This is a genomic window from Delftia sp. NA_296.1 (genome assembly GCF_052692095.1).
The window spans coordinates 65,911-80,938 of the sequence record NZ_JBQZGF010000006.1; the positions used below are offsets into that span (position 1 = coordinate 65,911).

General features: G+C 70.0%; 9 protein-coding genes. 3 read left to right on the top strand and 6 right to left on the bottom strand.

The window, feature by feature from the left end:
* Positions 1-6: 6 nt before the first annotated feature.
* The 5 genes from ACUTR7_RS16295 to ACUTR7_RS16315 all read right to left on the bottom strand — a co-directional run bounded on the left by ACUTR7_RS16295 (position 7) and on the right by ACUTR7_RS16315 (position 12,495).
* Positions 7-2,421 carry a DUF5682 family protein gene (locus tag ACUTR7_RS16295; protein ID WP_445609285.1) on the bottom strand — a complete coding sequence of 805 codons (2,415 nt, stop codon included), beginning with the start codon at positions 2,419-2,421 and terminating at the stop codon, positions 7-9.
* Positions 2,411-3,535: an ATP-binding protein gene (locus tag ACUTR7_RS16300; protein ID WP_445609286.1), complete on the bottom strand. Its 1,125-nt coding sequence runs from the start codon at positions 3,533-3,535 to the stop codon at positions 2,411-2,413. The genes ACUTR7_RS16295 and ACUTR7_RS16300 overlap by 11 nt, the downstream gene beginning before the upstream one ends.
* Positions 3,535-6,462, bottom strand: coding sequence for a DUF4132 domain-containing protein (locus tag ACUTR7_RS16305; RefSeq protein ID WP_445609287.1), 2,928 nt, complete (start codon positions 6,460-6,462; stop codon positions 3,535-3,537). The genes ACUTR7_RS16300 and ACUTR7_RS16305 overlap by 1 nt, the downstream gene beginning before the upstream one ends.
* A 23-nt stretch (positions 6,463-6,485) precedes the next feature.
* The gene (locus ACUTR7_RS16310; RefSeq protein ID WP_445609288.1) at positions 6,486-9,482 is read right to left on the bottom strand and encodes a DUF4132 domain-containing protein; all 2,997 of its coding nucleotides are present in this window, start codon (positions 9,480-9,482) and stop codon (positions 6,486-6,488) included.
* Between the two features lie 70 nt (positions 9,483-9,552).
* The gene (locus ACUTR7_RS16315; protein ID WP_445609289.1) at positions 9,553-12,495 is read right to left on the bottom strand and encodes a DUF4132 domain-containing protein; all 2,943 of its coding nucleotides are present in this window, start codon (positions 12,493-12,495) and stop codon (positions 9,553-9,555) included.
* 385 nt (positions 12,496-12,880) lie between these two features.
* Between ACUTR7_RS16315 and ACUTR7_RS16320 the strand changes: the two genes are divergently transcribed.
* Both ACUTR7_RS16320 and ACUTR7_RS16325 read left to right on the top strand, forming a co-directional pair.
* A complete protein-coding gene (locus tag ACUTR7_RS16320; RefSeq protein ID WP_445609290.1) occupies positions 12,881-13,051 on the top strand; it encodes a hypothetical protein in 171 nt (56 codons plus the stop codon).
* A 38-nt stretch (positions 13,052-13,089) separates the two neighbouring features.
* A complete protein-coding gene (locus ACUTR7_RS16325; RefSeq protein WP_216294308.1) occupies positions 13,090-13,800 on the top strand; it encodes an alanyl-tRNA editing protein in 711 nt (236 codons plus the stop codon).
* A gap of 28 nt (positions 13,801-13,828) precedes the next feature.
* Here ACUTR7_RS16325 and ACUTR7_RS16330 read toward each other — a convergent pair whose 3' ends face one another.
* A complete protein-coding gene (locus ACUTR7_RS16330; RefSeq protein ID WP_043821386.1) occupies positions 13,829-14,119 on the bottom strand; it encodes a hypothetical protein in 291 nt (96 codons plus the stop codon).
* Positions 14,120-14,447: 328 nt separating this feature from the next.
* Here ACUTR7_RS16330 and azu point away from each other — a divergent pair, with 328 nt between their 5' ends.
* Positions 14,448-14,906: an azurin gene (azu, locus tag ACUTR7_RS16335; protein ID WP_216294309.1), complete on the top strand. Its 459-nt coding sequence runs from the start codon at positions 14,448-14,450 to the stop codon at positions 14,904-14,906.
* Positions 14,907-15,028: the final 122 nt, after the last annotated feature.

Here is a 15,028-nt window from a genome sequence, read left to right on the forward strand (position 1 = left end):
CCCGGCTCATGACAGTCCCCAGGGTTGCAGCAGCCGGCCCACCTGGGCCGCCAAGGCGCGGCTGTGTGCCAGGGCCTCGTCCGATGGCAGGTGCACGCAGGCCAGCGTGGTTGCGCCAGGTGGCGGGGCCGCGCCCGACAGACCCGCCAGCCGCCCGGCCAGCTGCCGCAGTTCGGCACGGGTCAGCTGGGCAAAGGCCAGCCGCAAGGCCGGCAGGCCGGCCAGGAAGGCTTCTTCCGGCCAGTGCGCAATGCCGTCACTGAGCAGGCGCAGCAGCGGCGGATGGCTGAGCAGCCAGCCCTTGGCCACGCGCAAAAAGCCCTGCAGGTATTCGCCCATGGCGGCGCCATCGACCTGCGCCAGGCCCAGCATGGCGCGCAGGGCGACATCGGTCTGCGCGATCTGCCAGCGGCCGGCCATGCTCAGAATGCCGGCGGTGGCGCCGCGCACGCGCGCGGGCGTGCTGTCGGCGCCTGCCTCATGAAGGGCGGCACAGGCATCGTGGAACAGGCCGGCGTCGGCCCAGGGCGCGTGGCGGCAGACCATGCCGTGCAGATCGGCCAGGGCATCCAGGGCCTGTACCTGCTGGGATGCATCGCCCTCGCCCAGCCAGGGCAGGCGCAGGCAGGCCTGCGCAAAGCAGCGCCGCAGCAGCGGCAGCAGGCGCGCCAGGCCCACGCCGCCCAGCGCATGGCGGGCCTCGTAGGCCAGGGCCAGGCAGCCCGTGGCGCGGGCCAGGGCCAGCGCGTCGTGGCTGCGCTCCATCCAGGCCTGCACGGTGTCCAGCACCTGCTGGGCGATGCCGTCCAGCCCCATGACCAGCACTTCCAGCACGCGCTGCGCGGGCTCCGTGTGGGCCGTCTGCGCCAGGCGCTCGCGTACCAGGTGCACCGCGGCTTCCTCCAGGCTGGAGCCATGGCACATGGCCTCGGTCAGGGCCACCGTGGTCTCGACCTGCCAGCCCAGCGTCCAGACTTCGCGCACACGCGCCAGGCCCGTGCCCGCCACGAAGTCCGGCCCGGCCAGGCGCTGCGCATAGGGCACGCCCAGGTAGCACAGGCGGTGCAGCCCCTGCGACAGCCGGCGGTGGCGCGCGCTGCGGTAGATGTCCAGCTCCTTGCGCACGGGTGCGGCAGGCCGCACGGGCAGGCGGTGGCGCAGGCAGAAGGCCTGCACATCGACCAGCAGCGGGGCGGCCGGCGCGTTGGGTGGCAACTGGCCGTAGTCGTCGGCGTCCAGCAGCCATTGACCAGTCTGCTGCCCGGTCTGCTGCCCGGCCTGCTGCACCATGGGCTGCGGTCGCAGGGCCTGGGCATGCTCCTTGAACACGGCGCTGTCCAGCGCCTCCAGCAGCTCGGCCCGGCCGCCGCGGCATGCGCGCAAGGCGGCCAGGCCATGGGCCAGGCGCACGGCCTCGGCCGCGTCAGGCAGGCTGGCGGGCATGCCCCGGGCGCGCAGGCTGTTCACGGTGCGCGCCGCCATCTCGGGCCAGGCCTGGGCATCGGGTTGCGAAGCGCCCTGCTCCAGCGCCTGCCAAACGCCCTGGTAGTAGCCGGGCATGGGCATGCCGGCCGCGTAGCCGCTGGCGCGCTCCAGCCGCTGCAGCGTGTAGGCAATGAGGTGCACGCCCACATCGATGGCGGGCCTGGCGTCCGCAGGCCGGGCGGGGGCCGAGAGGCCGGCAACGATGCCGGGCACATGGAAGCCGCCGCAGACCACCAGGCAGCGCCCGCCTTCGGCCAGGGCCGCGCTGACCTGGGCGGCCATGTGGGCCTCGCGCGCCACGTCCTCGGCATCCATGCCGCTGCCGCCCGCGCCCTGCTCGCGCTCGCGCAACAGCTGGCTGAAGGCCAGCACGCCGGCAAAGTACGCCTGGGGCGAGGCGTCCTCGTTGCCAGATTCGTAATGCCGGTCCCACCATTCGTCGAAGTCGCGGCAGCCGCTGGCCTGGATGAGGCCGGCCAGCACATCGGGCGCGCGCCGCGCGGGCTCGTCGGCCAGCAGGGGTTCGGGCGCGCAGGCGAAGTAGTCCAGCTGCGCGGCCTGCGCCAGCCTGTCGGCATAGGGCAGGTCGATGAAGCGCACGGCGCTGCGCAGCCGCGCCGCCTCGCGCAGGGCCACCCATTCGGGCGAGAAGGCGGCAAAGGGCACGTAGCAACGGCAGCGCCAGTCTTGCTCGGCCGCGCCGGGCCCGGCCATGGCCGCATGCAGGTAGGCGGCCAGCGGGGGACGCGCCTGGGCGTGCTGCAGCGCGGGCAGCAGGGCATCGAGCTCGCCCGGGCCTTCGATCAGCACGTGGGTGGGCTTGAACTCGCGCATCAGCGCGCGCAGGTGGTGGGCGCAGCGCGGGCTATGGTGGCGCACGGGCACCAGGCGCAGCTGCGGCAGCGGCGCCAGCCACGCGGCAGCGTCAGTGCTCACGGCCGCCTGCGACAAAGTCCTGCCACTGCGGCTGCCCTGCGCGCTGGCGTGCCACCACGCGCAGGTATTCGGCGAAACGGCGCCGGTCCTCGTCGTCGTCCTTGATCACCGTGCCCAGCAGGTGGCGCGCCAGGTGGGCGGGTCCCACCTGCTCCTGCCCGAAGTACCAGCACTGGCAGGCGGCGTTGAAGGCCACGTCGATGGCCTCGGCCGTGGACAGCACGGTGCCAGGCCGCTCCACGGCCGTGCCCTCCACGCTGCCGCTGCGCAGCTCCTGGAAGGCCGTGGCCAGCAGGGCCAGCACATCGGGCGCGACGGTGGTGCCGATGCGCTGCTGCGCCAGTGCGCGGCCCACCTCCTGCCCTATCAATGCGGCCTGCGCGGCCACGCCTTCGAGCGGGCGCATGGTCTCGAAGTTGAAGCGGCGCTTGAGCGCGGCCGACATCTCGTTGACGCCGCGATCGCGCAGGTTGGCCGTGGCAATCACATTGAAGCCCGGCCGTGCCAGCAGCCAGGGCTGCTCGTGCTTGAGTTCGGGAATCTGCAGCAGCCGCTCGGAGAGCACGGGCACCATGCAGTCCTGCACTTCGGTGGAGCAGCGCGTGATTTCCTCGAAACGCAGCAGCCGCCCTTCCCCCATGGCGCGGTGCAGCGGGCCGGGCACCAGGGCTTCGGGGCCGGGGCCGTCACGCAGCAGCAGGGCGTAGTTCCAGCCGTAGCGGATCTGCTCTTCCACCACGCCGGCACCGCCCTGCACGGTGAGCTTGCTGTCGCCGCTGATGGCGGCGGCCAGCAGCTCGGACAGCAGGGACTTGGCCGTGCCCGGCTCGCCCACCAGCATCAGGCCACGCTGGCCGGCCAGGGTGACGATGGCGCGCTCGACCAGGGCATCGTTGCCGTGGATCTTGCGCGCGATGGCCGGCCCGCCGCCGTCAGGTTCCGCACCGCCCAGGATGAAGCGCCGCACGGAGCGCGGGCTCAGGCGCCAGCCGTCGGGGCGCGGGCCCTGGTCGGCGGCCTGCAGGGCCGCAAGTTCCTGGGCGTGGGCCATTTCGGCCGGCAGCCGCTGGGCGGCAGGTTCCGGGGTGGGCGCTGCAATGCGTTTGGTGGCCATCAGTCGCTCTCTTTGGTGCTGGCCGATTTGGCGACGATGGCCGCGAACTGCGCCATCAGCGTGGCCTGCAGTGCGCGCGGCCACTGCTGCGGCTGCAGCCGGGGCCAGCGGCCATCCTCGCCGCGATGGCTGCTGTCATAGACCACGGCATGGGTGATGTCCACGCGGTTGTCCAGGTCCATGAACGGCAGGTAGCGCCCGTGGTGGAGTTCGATGTACAGCTGCGGGCCTGCCAGGTCCAGCTTGTGCTCGTAGATGCCGGGGCCGTCCCCCACGGGGCCGGGGCGGTAGTTCCACTTGGCCAGCAGGCCGGACAGCGCGCCCTGGCGTATCTGCAGCGGGCCGGCGGGGTGCAGTGCATGGTTCTTCCACTGCCCGGCTTCGGGCAGTTGTGCGCCTGCGCCCAGCTGGTCGATCAGCGGCTGCAGCTCGTAGTCGGCCAGGCAGGTGCGCCAGGCTTCAACCTCGCCCGCTGCGGCATTGACCGGATGCCAGAGCAGCACCTGCGCATCGTCGGGCAGCTCCACGGCATCGTCTGCGGCATCGAGCAGGGAAAAGTCCTCGGCAATGCGAAAGCTGGCGCCCTGCTCCAGCCGCCAGATCAGGCTGCGCCCCACGATGCGCAGCAGGGGATGCAGCAGGAACAATCTGCGCCAGCGCGGGACGGACCAGCGCTGGCCCGTCATGAAGGCGGTACCCAGGCGCGGCACCTGCTGCCTGGCGATGGCCTTGACGCCAGCGGCAACGGTCTTGAATTCGGCCTGGGCCGCATTCCACTGCAGGCGCAGCGATTCGTCCTTGAGCGCAGGCAGGGTCTTGGAGGCCTTGCCCTTGTCGCCCACCACGCGCAGGCTCAGGTCGCCCTGCAGCTGCAGGCGGTAGCGCTGCGGGCCCACCTCCAGCACCAGGCCTTCGCCGCCCAGGCCGAAATCGGGCGTCAGCTCGTCATACAGCTCGATCAGGCTCAGGCCGCGCCGCTGGGCGGCCGCCTTGAGCGCGTCATGCGTGGTTTCAATCACCAGGTCCTTGAGCTTGCGCGAGGTGGACAGGGTCTGGACCTGGGACAGCGCGTACAGCGTGTCCAGCGCACCGAGCTGCTCCACGGCGATGATGGCGCGCAGCTTCTTGCTCCAGCCCCAGGCCTTCACGGCGGCCACCAGGGTCTGCACCAGGCGGTCATCGACATGGCCGGTGGCCAGCCGCAGCGCCCAGCGCGCCTTGGGCTCGCCCTCCAGGGCCACCCAGGCATTGACCAGGTGCAGGGACAGCTGGGCGCGGCTTTCGGCCGGCACATGGGCCAGCAACTGCTCCACCAGCGGCGGCAGTTCTTCCTCGGCCGTGGCCACCAGGTGCAGCACGGTGCGTGCCGCATGCCCGGACAGCGGCGCGAACAGGGCCAGGGTCTCTGGCTGGTCATAGGCCTTGATGCTGCTGGAAAAGCGCTTGAAGCGCGCCACGCGGGCCTCCAGCGCATCAAGCGGGACCCGGCCCCCCTCCCCCTGCGCCACGGTCAGAGCGCCTGGCACTGGGACACCCAGGGCCAGCAGCCGGCTCTCGACCATGCTTTCGGAGCCCAGGTCCAGGCCCGTGCGCAGCAGCGCCTGCAGCAGCGGTGCGACCCCGGGATCGGGGTGGGCCAGCAGGATGTCGCGGCAGGCCAGCTGCATCGCTTTCTCGCGCCGCTGCAGCCAGGCGTTGGACTCGAAGACAGCGCCTACGGCCTGCGCATCCAGCCCTTGCATGAAGCGCGCCACCGCTTCGCGCAGCGCCCGCGAGCTGCTGGCCGCCAGCAGTTCGCCCAGCAGGGGCAGCCGGGCATGCAGCATGGCCCGGTCCAGCTGCGCCAGCAGCGGGGCCAGGCGCACGGTGGGAATCTCGCGCAGATAGTCGGGCTGCTCGGCCAGCATCTGGTTGAGCAGGCCGATGAAGGGCTCAATGCGCGACACCTGCAATATGCAGCGCAGCAGATGGGGCAAAAGCTCCGGGTAGCGTGCCGTCCAGATCTGCCGGGCGACCACCGCATCGAAGTGGTATTTGGGCTGCCATCCTTCGATCCAGGCGACGAAGGGCGCGGCATCCTCCCGCACCAGGCGGTCGAAAATGGGGATGAAGTAATCAGCCGGCTCGCGGTCCGCCCTGCCCAGCAGCAGGTTGACCAGTTCCAGGCGCCGCTGGGCGTCGGCGCCCAGGTCCCAGCGCAGCGCGATCAGGCCTGGGTCTTCGTTGATGGGCTTGTCGTCGAACCAGTCGGGATGGCGGCGGTAGAAGTCGTACCAGGGCGCGCAGCGCTGCGGGTGCGGAACGTCGCTGTGCCGCTTCATGTAGACATCGCGGATGTCGGCATAGAGCGCGCCGCCGCGCTCGGCCAGCTCCATCAGGTCCTGGTCGTCCAGGCTGCCCAGCAGCAGCTTCCAGTCGACTCTGTCATACCTGCCGCCGGACTGGACGTTCAGCTCTGCGGCCCAGTCCAGCAGCTGCATCACCCGTTCGCGGCTGATGCCCGGGTACCAGAGCCAGCCGAACATGTCCAGGATGCGGATTTCACGGTAGTCGTTGTCGCCGTCCGGCGCAGGTGGACGGGCCAGGCTGGCGCGCGCCATCTGCTCGAACTCGGCCGCAAGCTCGGGGCTGTGGCGTGGAATGTCGCCGTCCAGGCTGCCGTCAATCCTGCGCCCGAAGGGGATGGTCTGCCGCGCGAAGGCCAGCCACAGGTCATGGTCATGGGTCCAGGGCAGATCGAAGTTGCCCAGGGCGCGGATGGGGTTGGAATAGTCGTCGAAGGCCTTGCGCGTGAAGGCGCCCACTTCGTCATGCCGGCCCGCGCGCATGCGGCTGGCCAGCACCTGGACCAGTTCGGCGGGTGGCAGCGAGGCGCTCAGTTCCTCCAACGTGGCCTGGTCGGTGTGTTCTAGGGTCGAAGAGGTCATGGATTCAGGGGTTCTGGAGGGAGTCAAACCTGGGCTGCAGCTGCTGCGGCCGCCGCGCCCGCGGCTCGCGAGGCCAGGGCCTGGAGCATGGCGCACAGCGATGCCTGCAGCGGCAGCGGCCATTCGGCCGGGGGCAGCAGGCGGTCGGCGGCCATGTCGCGCAGGGCAAAGCCTTCGATGTCGATCTCATGGCCGGGCTCGTAGTACGGCATGGCCGCGCTGTGCAGCAGTTCCACGCGCCAGCGCTGCACGGCAAAGTCCCGCAGGTGCAGGTAGATGCCGGGGCCATCGCACACGGGGCCGGCATGAAAGCGCCATGGGCCTGCCAGGCCGTCCAGCGCCTGCTGCGTGAGCCGTATCGGTGCCAGGGGTTGCAGCAGTTCCTGCTGCCACTGGCGGGCCAGCGGCAGGTCGGCGGGCGCATCGACCTGCTCTATCAGGGCCTTGAGGCCGTAGTCGGCCAGGCATTCGCGCCACTGCGCACGCTCCTGTTCGGTGGCCTGCGCGGGGTGCCACAGGGCGATGCGGCCCTCGCCCGGCAGTTGCACCGCGTCGCTCTCGGCATCGACCAGGGACAAGTCTTCGGCAATGCGCAGGCTGAACGGCTGGCCGGCCGCGGGCTCCACCCGCCAGACCAGGCCCTGTGCCACCACGCGCAGCAGCGGGTGCTCCAGGAAGAGGCGGCGCCAGGTGTCCAGCGGCCAGTGCCGGCCCAGCATCAGGCAGGACTGCAGGCGCGGCGCCTGCTGCTGCAGCACGGCCTTGATGCCCTTGGACAGCGTCTTGAGCCGCGCGTCGGCCGCATCCCACTCCGTGCGCAGGCCCTCGTCGGCCAGGGCCGGCAGGCTGCGCACCAGCTTGCCGGCCGGCGTGCGCAGGCGCAGCGACAGGTCGCCCTGCAGCAGCACGTCATAGGCCTGCGCGCCCACCTGCAATTGCACGCCCCGGCCCAAGTCGAAGTCCGGGGTCAGCTCGTCGCTGAGGTCGGCCAGCGCCATGCCGCGCCGCGCGGCGGCCTCGGCCAGCACGGCCTGCGCGGCAGCCAGCACGCTGGGCTTGAGCGTCTTGCCGGTGGCCAGGGCCTGCACGCAGGACAGGGCATAGACCGTGTCGAGCCGGCCGAGCTGCTGCAGCGCGACCACGGCGCGCTCCTTGCGCGTCTTGTGCCAGGCCAGGGCGGCCGAGGACAGCACATCGACGATGCGGTCGTCCGCCGCGCCGGGCAGCAGCTTGAGCACCCAGCGCGATTCGGGCGCGCCATCGGCAGCCACCCAGTGCTGGACCAGGGCCAAGGCCAGCCGCGCACGGTTCTCGGCGCTGGCCTGGGCCAGCAGTTGGTGGGCCAGCGCAGGCAGCTCCTGCGGGCTGGTGGCCGCCAGGTGCAGGAGCGCGCGCGCGGCCTGAGCCGACAGGGGCGCGAGCAGGTCCAGCAGCGCCGGCTGGTCCAGCGCGGCAATGGCGGGCGACAGGCGCTGCAGGCTGGCGGCCTGGGCTTCAAGCTCTGCCAGGGAGCCGGCACCATCGCTGCCAGCTGGCGCGGCCTCGCCGGCAGATGGCCTGGCTGCGTCCGCAACCGGGGCTGCGGCACCCAGATCCTTCAGGCGCGCCTGCACCGGGCCTTGCTCGGCCACGTCCAGCAATCCACCAGACAGCAGTGCCGACAGCAGGCTGCCAGACGCCGGATCAGGATGGGCCACCAGCACATCGCGGTAGGCCAGCACCAGGTTCTTGTTGGGCTTGGCCAGCCAGCCGGCGGCCTGGGGCGCATCCACGGGCAAGGCAGACAGGGCCTGGGCCAGCGCCGCACGCAAGCCCTTGGAGGCACTGCCGGAGGCGGCCTTGCCCAGTTGCGGCAGCAGCCGCTGCAGCGTGTCCACGCGCAGCGCGGGCAGCAGGTGCGTGAGCGGGCCGGCGGCCAGCCGGGCCAGGTCGCCAGGGCGATCGGCCAGCAGGGTCTCGGCCACCGGGGCGTAGCCGGCGCGGTCGGATTCGTGCTTGCAGCCGTCTGCGCAGGCCGGCAATAGCAGCGGCAGCAGGGCCGGCCACCGGGCGTCCCACAGCCGCTGCGCCACGGCGGGATTGATCGCCAGGTGGCCCAGTTGCTTGAACCAGGCGACCAGGGGGGCGGCATCGGTCTGCAGCATGCGCTCCACCAGGACACGGTCATGCGGCCAATCGTCTTCGGAGGCAAAGCACAAGGCCTTGAACAGGTCCTGGGCCAGCAGGTCGCGGCGCGCGGCATCGGCCGTCTCCCAGCGCGATGCAATCAGCACGGGCTCGGGCAGGCGCAGCTGGTCAAGCACGGCGGGGAATTGCGCAAAAAAATCCCGCCACAGCGCCCAGCGCTGCGCTGCAGGCCGCGTGCGCTGCAGCGGCAGCTGGCGTTGGACGATGTCGCGGCTGAGCTGGCCGCCGCCGTCCTCGATGGCCATGGCCAGCAGTTCGGGCTCGGGCAGCTGGTGCAGCAGGTGCTGCCAGTGACAGTAGTACTGCGCGCCGGGCGCAATGCCGGCCTTTGCGCTCAGTTCCCGCGCCCAGCGCAGCAGGCCGGTGATCTCGGCACTGGACATGCCTTCATGGCCCAGCACGCCAAACACCTGCCTGAGCACGAGGTCGTATCCATCGCGCAGTCTCCAGGGCTGGTGGGTGCGGCTGCCCCAGTCATCCAGCCAGGCGCGGGCCAGTGCCGTCAGCTCCGCGGTCAGCTCGGCACTGCGCCGGGGCACGCCCGAGTTGCCCCCATAGAACTGTCCCAGCGGAAGGCTGATGCGCGCCAGCGCCAGCCACAGCGCGTGGTCGCGCTGCCAGGGCGCATGCTCGCCGGGCAACTGGTGCAGCCGCTCCTGGCACAGGCTGCTGCTGTCGCGCAGGAAGTCCGCCACCTCGGCATCGCGCCCCTGGGCCAGGCGCTTTGCCAGTTCGGCGGCAAAGGCCGGCATGCCCTCGCGCCCGGCCGGCGCGGCCGTGTGCAGTTCGTACAAAGCCTGCAGGGGAAGCGCTGCTGTCTCGTTGTTGCTCATGGTCTGTGGAGTTTTCGGTGATGGGCGGTCGGGCGGCCAACGTTTCAAGGGAGCAAAGGTTCACAAAGGCTCAGGCAGCCGCCTTGGCCGCCAGGGCCAGCCACTGGCCTTGCAGCGTGGCAAGCAGCGGCTTGGGCAGCCGGGCCGGGTCGGCGCTGGCCCCGTATTCCTTGCTCAGGTCGTGCACGCGCAGGCCTTCCACGGCCACGGGCAGGCCCAGGTCCAGGTAGGGCGGGAAATAGCCGTGCGACAGCTCCAGGCTCAGCTCCAGCGCGGGCAGGCGCCACACATGCTCGTTGATGCTGGGGCCGTCGCCCACGGGGCCGGGCCGGTAGCCGAACTTCTTGAGCAGGCCGCCCAGCTGCTCCTGCGCCAGCGTGATCGGCGCAGGCGGCAGCAGCATGCCGTTCTTGAACTGGCCTGGCGCGGGCTGCTCGGCGCAGGCGCCCAGCTGGTCGACCAGGGGCTCCAGCTCATAGTCGGCCATGTAGGCCTGCCAGGCTTCGCGCTCGCCGGGCTGGGCCGTGGCCGGGTGCCAGAGGCTGATGCTGCCGCCTGCCGGCAGGGTCACGGTTTCATCCTCCACATCGACCAGCGAGAAGTCCTCGGCCAGACGGAAGCTGGTGCGCGCCAGGCCCGGCGCATCCTCTGCGCGCCAGATCAGGCTACGCCCCACGATGCGCAGCAGCGGGTGGGCCACGAACAGCCGCTGCCAGCGATCCAGCGGCCAGCGCTTGCCGCTGACCAGGGCCGCCAGCATGCGCGGCGCCTGCTGCTTGACCACGGTCTTGAGGCTGGTGGCCAGGGTCTTGAGCTGCGCGGTGGCGGCCTCCCATTCGGGCTTGAGCGCCTCGTCCTTGACCGCAGGAATGGTCTTGCTGGCCTTGTTCTTGTCGTTGATGACGCGCAGGCTCAGATCGCCCTGCAGCTCCACGCGGTAGCTCTGCGGCCCGACCGTGACCGTCAGGCCCTGGCCCAGGCCGAAGTCGGGGGTCAGCTCGTCGAAGAGTTCAGGCACGCTCATCTTGCGGCGGGCAGCGGCGGCACGCAGGGCGATGCGCGCCGTGCGCTGCACCTGGTCCTTGAGCGAGCGCGACTCGGAGATCTCCTGCACGCGCAGCAGAGCGTAGAGGCTGTCCACCTCGCCCAGATGCTCCACGGCGGCGGCCGCGCGCTGCAGGCGCGGGCGGTTCCAGGCCTGGACGGCGGACACCAGCGCATCGACCACGCGGTCATCGGCATGGCCGGGCAGCAGCCTGAGCGCCCAGCGCTGCTTGGGCTCGCCCTCGGAAGCAATCCATTGCTGCACCAGGGCCAGCGCCAGGCGGGCACGGTTGTCGGCCGGAATGCGCGCCAGCAGCTCGCCGGCCAGCGGCGGCAGGCCGCCTTCGGCAATGGCGGACACATGCAGCAGCACGCGGGCCGCGTGTTCGGACAGCGGCGCGCACAGCGCCAGCAGCTCGGGCGTATCGAAGGGCTTGATGGCCGCGCTCAGGCGCTTGATGGAGGCAAGCTGGACTTCCAGATCCACGCCGCCAGCGGCAGACGCTGGCGATGCGGCATCTGCCTGGCTTTCATCCGATACCGAGGCGCCCTGCCCTGTCAGGCCCAACTGCTGCAGCCGCTGCTGCACGCTGCTGGCCGAGGCCGCGTCCAGCTTGCCGCCGGCCAGCAACTGCGCCAGCAAGGGACCGACAGCGGGGTCGGGGTGGGCCAGCAGCACGTCGCGGCAGGTCAGCAGCAGGTTCTTGGGCGGTTTGTTCAGCCAGCCGGCATCCACCAAGCTGGCCAGCGGAATATGGGCGGCCAGACCGGCCATGGCGGCGCGCAGGCCCTTTGCGCTGCTGCCTGCGATGAGGGGGGTCAAGGTGGGCAGCGCAGCCTTCAGGCTGGCGGTGTCGAGCACGGGCAGCACATTGACCAGGTCCTTGACAGGCACCTCGGCCAGATCGGCCGGGCGGCGGGTCACCAGTTCGCGGATCACGCTGCGGTAGCGGCGCAGCTCGTCCTCGCGGTCGCAGCGCTGGGCCATGGCGGGCAGCAGCAGGGGCAGCAAGGCGGCATCGTCGTGCTTCATGACATGCATGGCCAGCGCCAGGCTGATCTGGTAGCGGCCGTTCTCGCGCAGCTGCTTGGCAAAGGGCGCGGGATCCTCGGCCACGAGGCGGTCCAGCAATTGCAATGCGCTCGTCCGCTCGGCGCGCTGGGAGTAGGTCAATTGGCTGAGCAGCAGCGCGGCCAGTTCCTCTCGCCGGGGCGCGCCGGCACTGGCCCAGCGCTGCCCGATCAGGTCGGGATCATCTATGTAGGATTTGTCGAAGAGCTGGGGATGCTCGGCAAAGAAAGGCAGCCAGTCCTTCCAGCCCTGGCCCTTGGGCTGCCTGGGCTGGCGCTCGTTGCGGTAGTGGTCCAGCACATCGTCGAACAGCTTGCCGCCCACGGCGGCGTAGCGCTGCAGGTCGGCATCGTTCAGCTGGGCGACCAGGGGCTTCCAGGCCGCGTGGTACTCATGGTTGCGGCGGAACCCGGCCTCCTCGCGCAGCGCCAGCGCCCAGTCCAGTGTGGACGTCACCTCGTCATAGGGCATACCGGGATAGCTGAGCCAGGGCAGCAGGCTGCCGAGCACCAAGCCTGTGCCCTTGTACACAGGCAGGTCTGCGCTGCGGGCGTGGGCCAGCCATTGCTCGGCCAGCACGCGCACTTCGGCAGCCACATGGGCATTGGTCAGCTCCTCGCTGCGGCCCGACAGCACATGGCCGCGCGGCACGGTGAGCCGCGCAAAGGCCAGCCAGCGATCGCCGTCACGCGACCAGGGTGCGTCGCTGCCGCTCAGATGCCCCAGGATGTTGAGACAACGCTCCTCGCAGCCGCGCAGGAAGGTGCGTACCTCGTCGGCCCGCCCGTCATGCAGGCGGGCGTCGAGTTCGGCGGCAAAGGCCTCGTCGCTGAGGCTTTCATGCAGCCGGTCATAGAGATCGCTCAGGGAAGCCGCGTGAAGATCGGTAGTGCTCATAAAGATGAGGAGATGAACAATGTGGGCAGCCGCAAACCAGGGCCTGCCGGGATGGAGACGGGGGTGGAGCCTGCACCGGACGGAAGCAGAAGTTCTTGATCCATCCGGACAGTCCCTCGGAAAACTCACAGATTCATGCCCTGCGTATGTCGTCAGCTTTGGAAAAATCTGTAGCGCCATCCGCAACGGCCATGCCATTGTTCCCCGGCACGCAGGCGGTGCGGGCGCCGATCTTGTCAGGTCGCGGGCACCGCCACTTGACAGGCTGTCAAGCAGGCGACTGCCACCGCTGCGGGCCATGGACTGTACTGGGGACTTTTCGCCCAGGCGTACTGGCCGGCCCCGCCATGCCGCCGATACCATGGACCGCGACATGACACGCGCCATGACACGGGAGCCTGACCATCTCATCGCCGCCGCAGCCGGCCTGGACCGCGGCGCCCGGCATGCGGCCGGCATGCGGCCGACCTTCGGGGCATTGCACCCCGGGCCGGCGGCTCCCACGCCCCCAGATCCCAAGATGGAAACCGCCCAGGGCCTGTGCGCCCTGCGCTGAAGCCCCTAACCCAAGAACCACGACCCCGGAGACACCCCATGCCCCAGACGCACAAGCTCTTTGATGACGACGCCTACCTGGACCGCTGCGAAGCCACCGTGACGGCCGTCAGCCCCGAAGGCATCGAGCTCGATGCCACGGTCTGCTATGCCCGGAGCGGCGGCCAGGCCGGCGACACCGGCACGCTGACCCTGGCCGATGGCCGCAGCCTGGCCCTGATCGACACCGTCTATGCCGATGACCGTCAGCGCATCCTGCATGTGCTGCAGACCGATGCCCCGCCCCAGGTGGGTGAACGTGTCCAGGTGGTGATCGACTGGGACAGGCGCCACCGGCTGATGCGCCTGCACACCTGCCTGCACCTGCTGGGCGTGCTGGTGCCTGTGCCCGTGACGGGCTGCAGCATCTCGCCGGACTCGGCACGCCTGGATTTCGACCTGCCTGAATCCACGCTGGACAAGGCCGATCTGACGGAGCGCCTGAACGCCCTGATCGCCGCCAGCCATGCCGTGAACGTGGACCGCATCACGCCCGAGCAACTGGCCGCCCAGCCCGACCTGGTGCGCACCGCAGGCGCGGCGCCCCCGGGCGGCACCTCCGCGATCCGCATCATCGACATCCCCGGCCTGGACCGCCAGCCCTGCGGCGGCACGCATGTGCGCAGCACGGCCGAGATAGGCACGGTGGCCGTCACCAAGATCGAGAAGAAAAGCCGCACCAACCGGCGCGTGGTGGTGCAGTTCGCCTGACACCCCCCAGACCTGTCGATGCCAGGCCTCAGGACATCCAGGACCTGGGCGCCACAGGCCCGCTCGCCTCAGGGGGCCCATCGCCTCCCTGGGCCAGCCCCTCGCCCTGGCTGCCGGACTTTCGCACCAGTTGCAGGATCTGGTCGAGCTGGTCATGCTCGACGGCGATCGAGTGCAATCTGAACAGCACATACGGAATGAGGACGCTGGCGCAGGCCATGGCCGCCAGCGCCGCCTGTTGATGGGAGCTGTCGACGAAGAACGCCGTCAGCAGAAAGATGGCGCCGATGATCGAGCCTATGAAAACAAGCAATCTCATACATTCCCTCTATTTCCAGCAATCGTACCCAAATGTGACTGACGTGAGTAGAGGCATGCGAGCTGTGGGGTTGCCCGTCGCCAAAAGACCACGGGCGGCAAAACCGTTTTCCTGCGGCAGCCCGAATGCATGCCCTGCATGCGCAACGCCATACCGCATGCTCCAAGCGCAAGTCTTCGAACTCTTTTGACTTGATTCAAATCAACCTGCCGCCCCCGATCCTGTCTATGCTTGAGGCAGCCATACAAAGCATCCATGGCGACAGACCGCCTGCCGGTCCATGGCCCTCGGATGCCAGCCACCTCACCCGCTTTTCAAGGAGAAAACAATGGCAAAGCAATGGAAGCCCGTCCTCTTGGCCCTCGCAATGACTGCCGTCGCCGCGCCTGTGCTGGCCGCCGACTGCGCCGTCGAGATCGAAGGCAACGACGCCATGCAATTCAACAAGCCCACCATCAGCGTGCCCGCCAGCTGCAAGCAGTTCACGGTCAAACTCAAGCACGTGGGCAAGCTGCCCAAGACGGCCATGGGCCACAACTGGGTGCTGAGCAAGACGGCCGACCTGCAGCCCGTGGCCAATGACGGCATCGCCGCTGGTGCGACCAAGGACTTCGTGAAGGAAAAGGATGCCCGCGTGATCGCCCACACCAAGGTGATCGGCGGCGGCGAGAGCGATTCCGTCACCTTCTCCACCGCCGCCCTGAAGGCCGGCGAGGCCTACAGCTACTTTTGCTCCTTCCCCGGCCACTCCGCTCTGATGAAGGGCACGCTGACGCTGGCCAAGTAAGCCGGCGATCTGCCTTGGCGCGGGGCTCTCGTCCCGCGTTCAAACCGGCGGCACTTCGGTGCCGCCTTTTGCTTTCAAGGGCGCGCAAAGCGGCTTGCCTGCCGCGCTCCGTGCCATGCCGA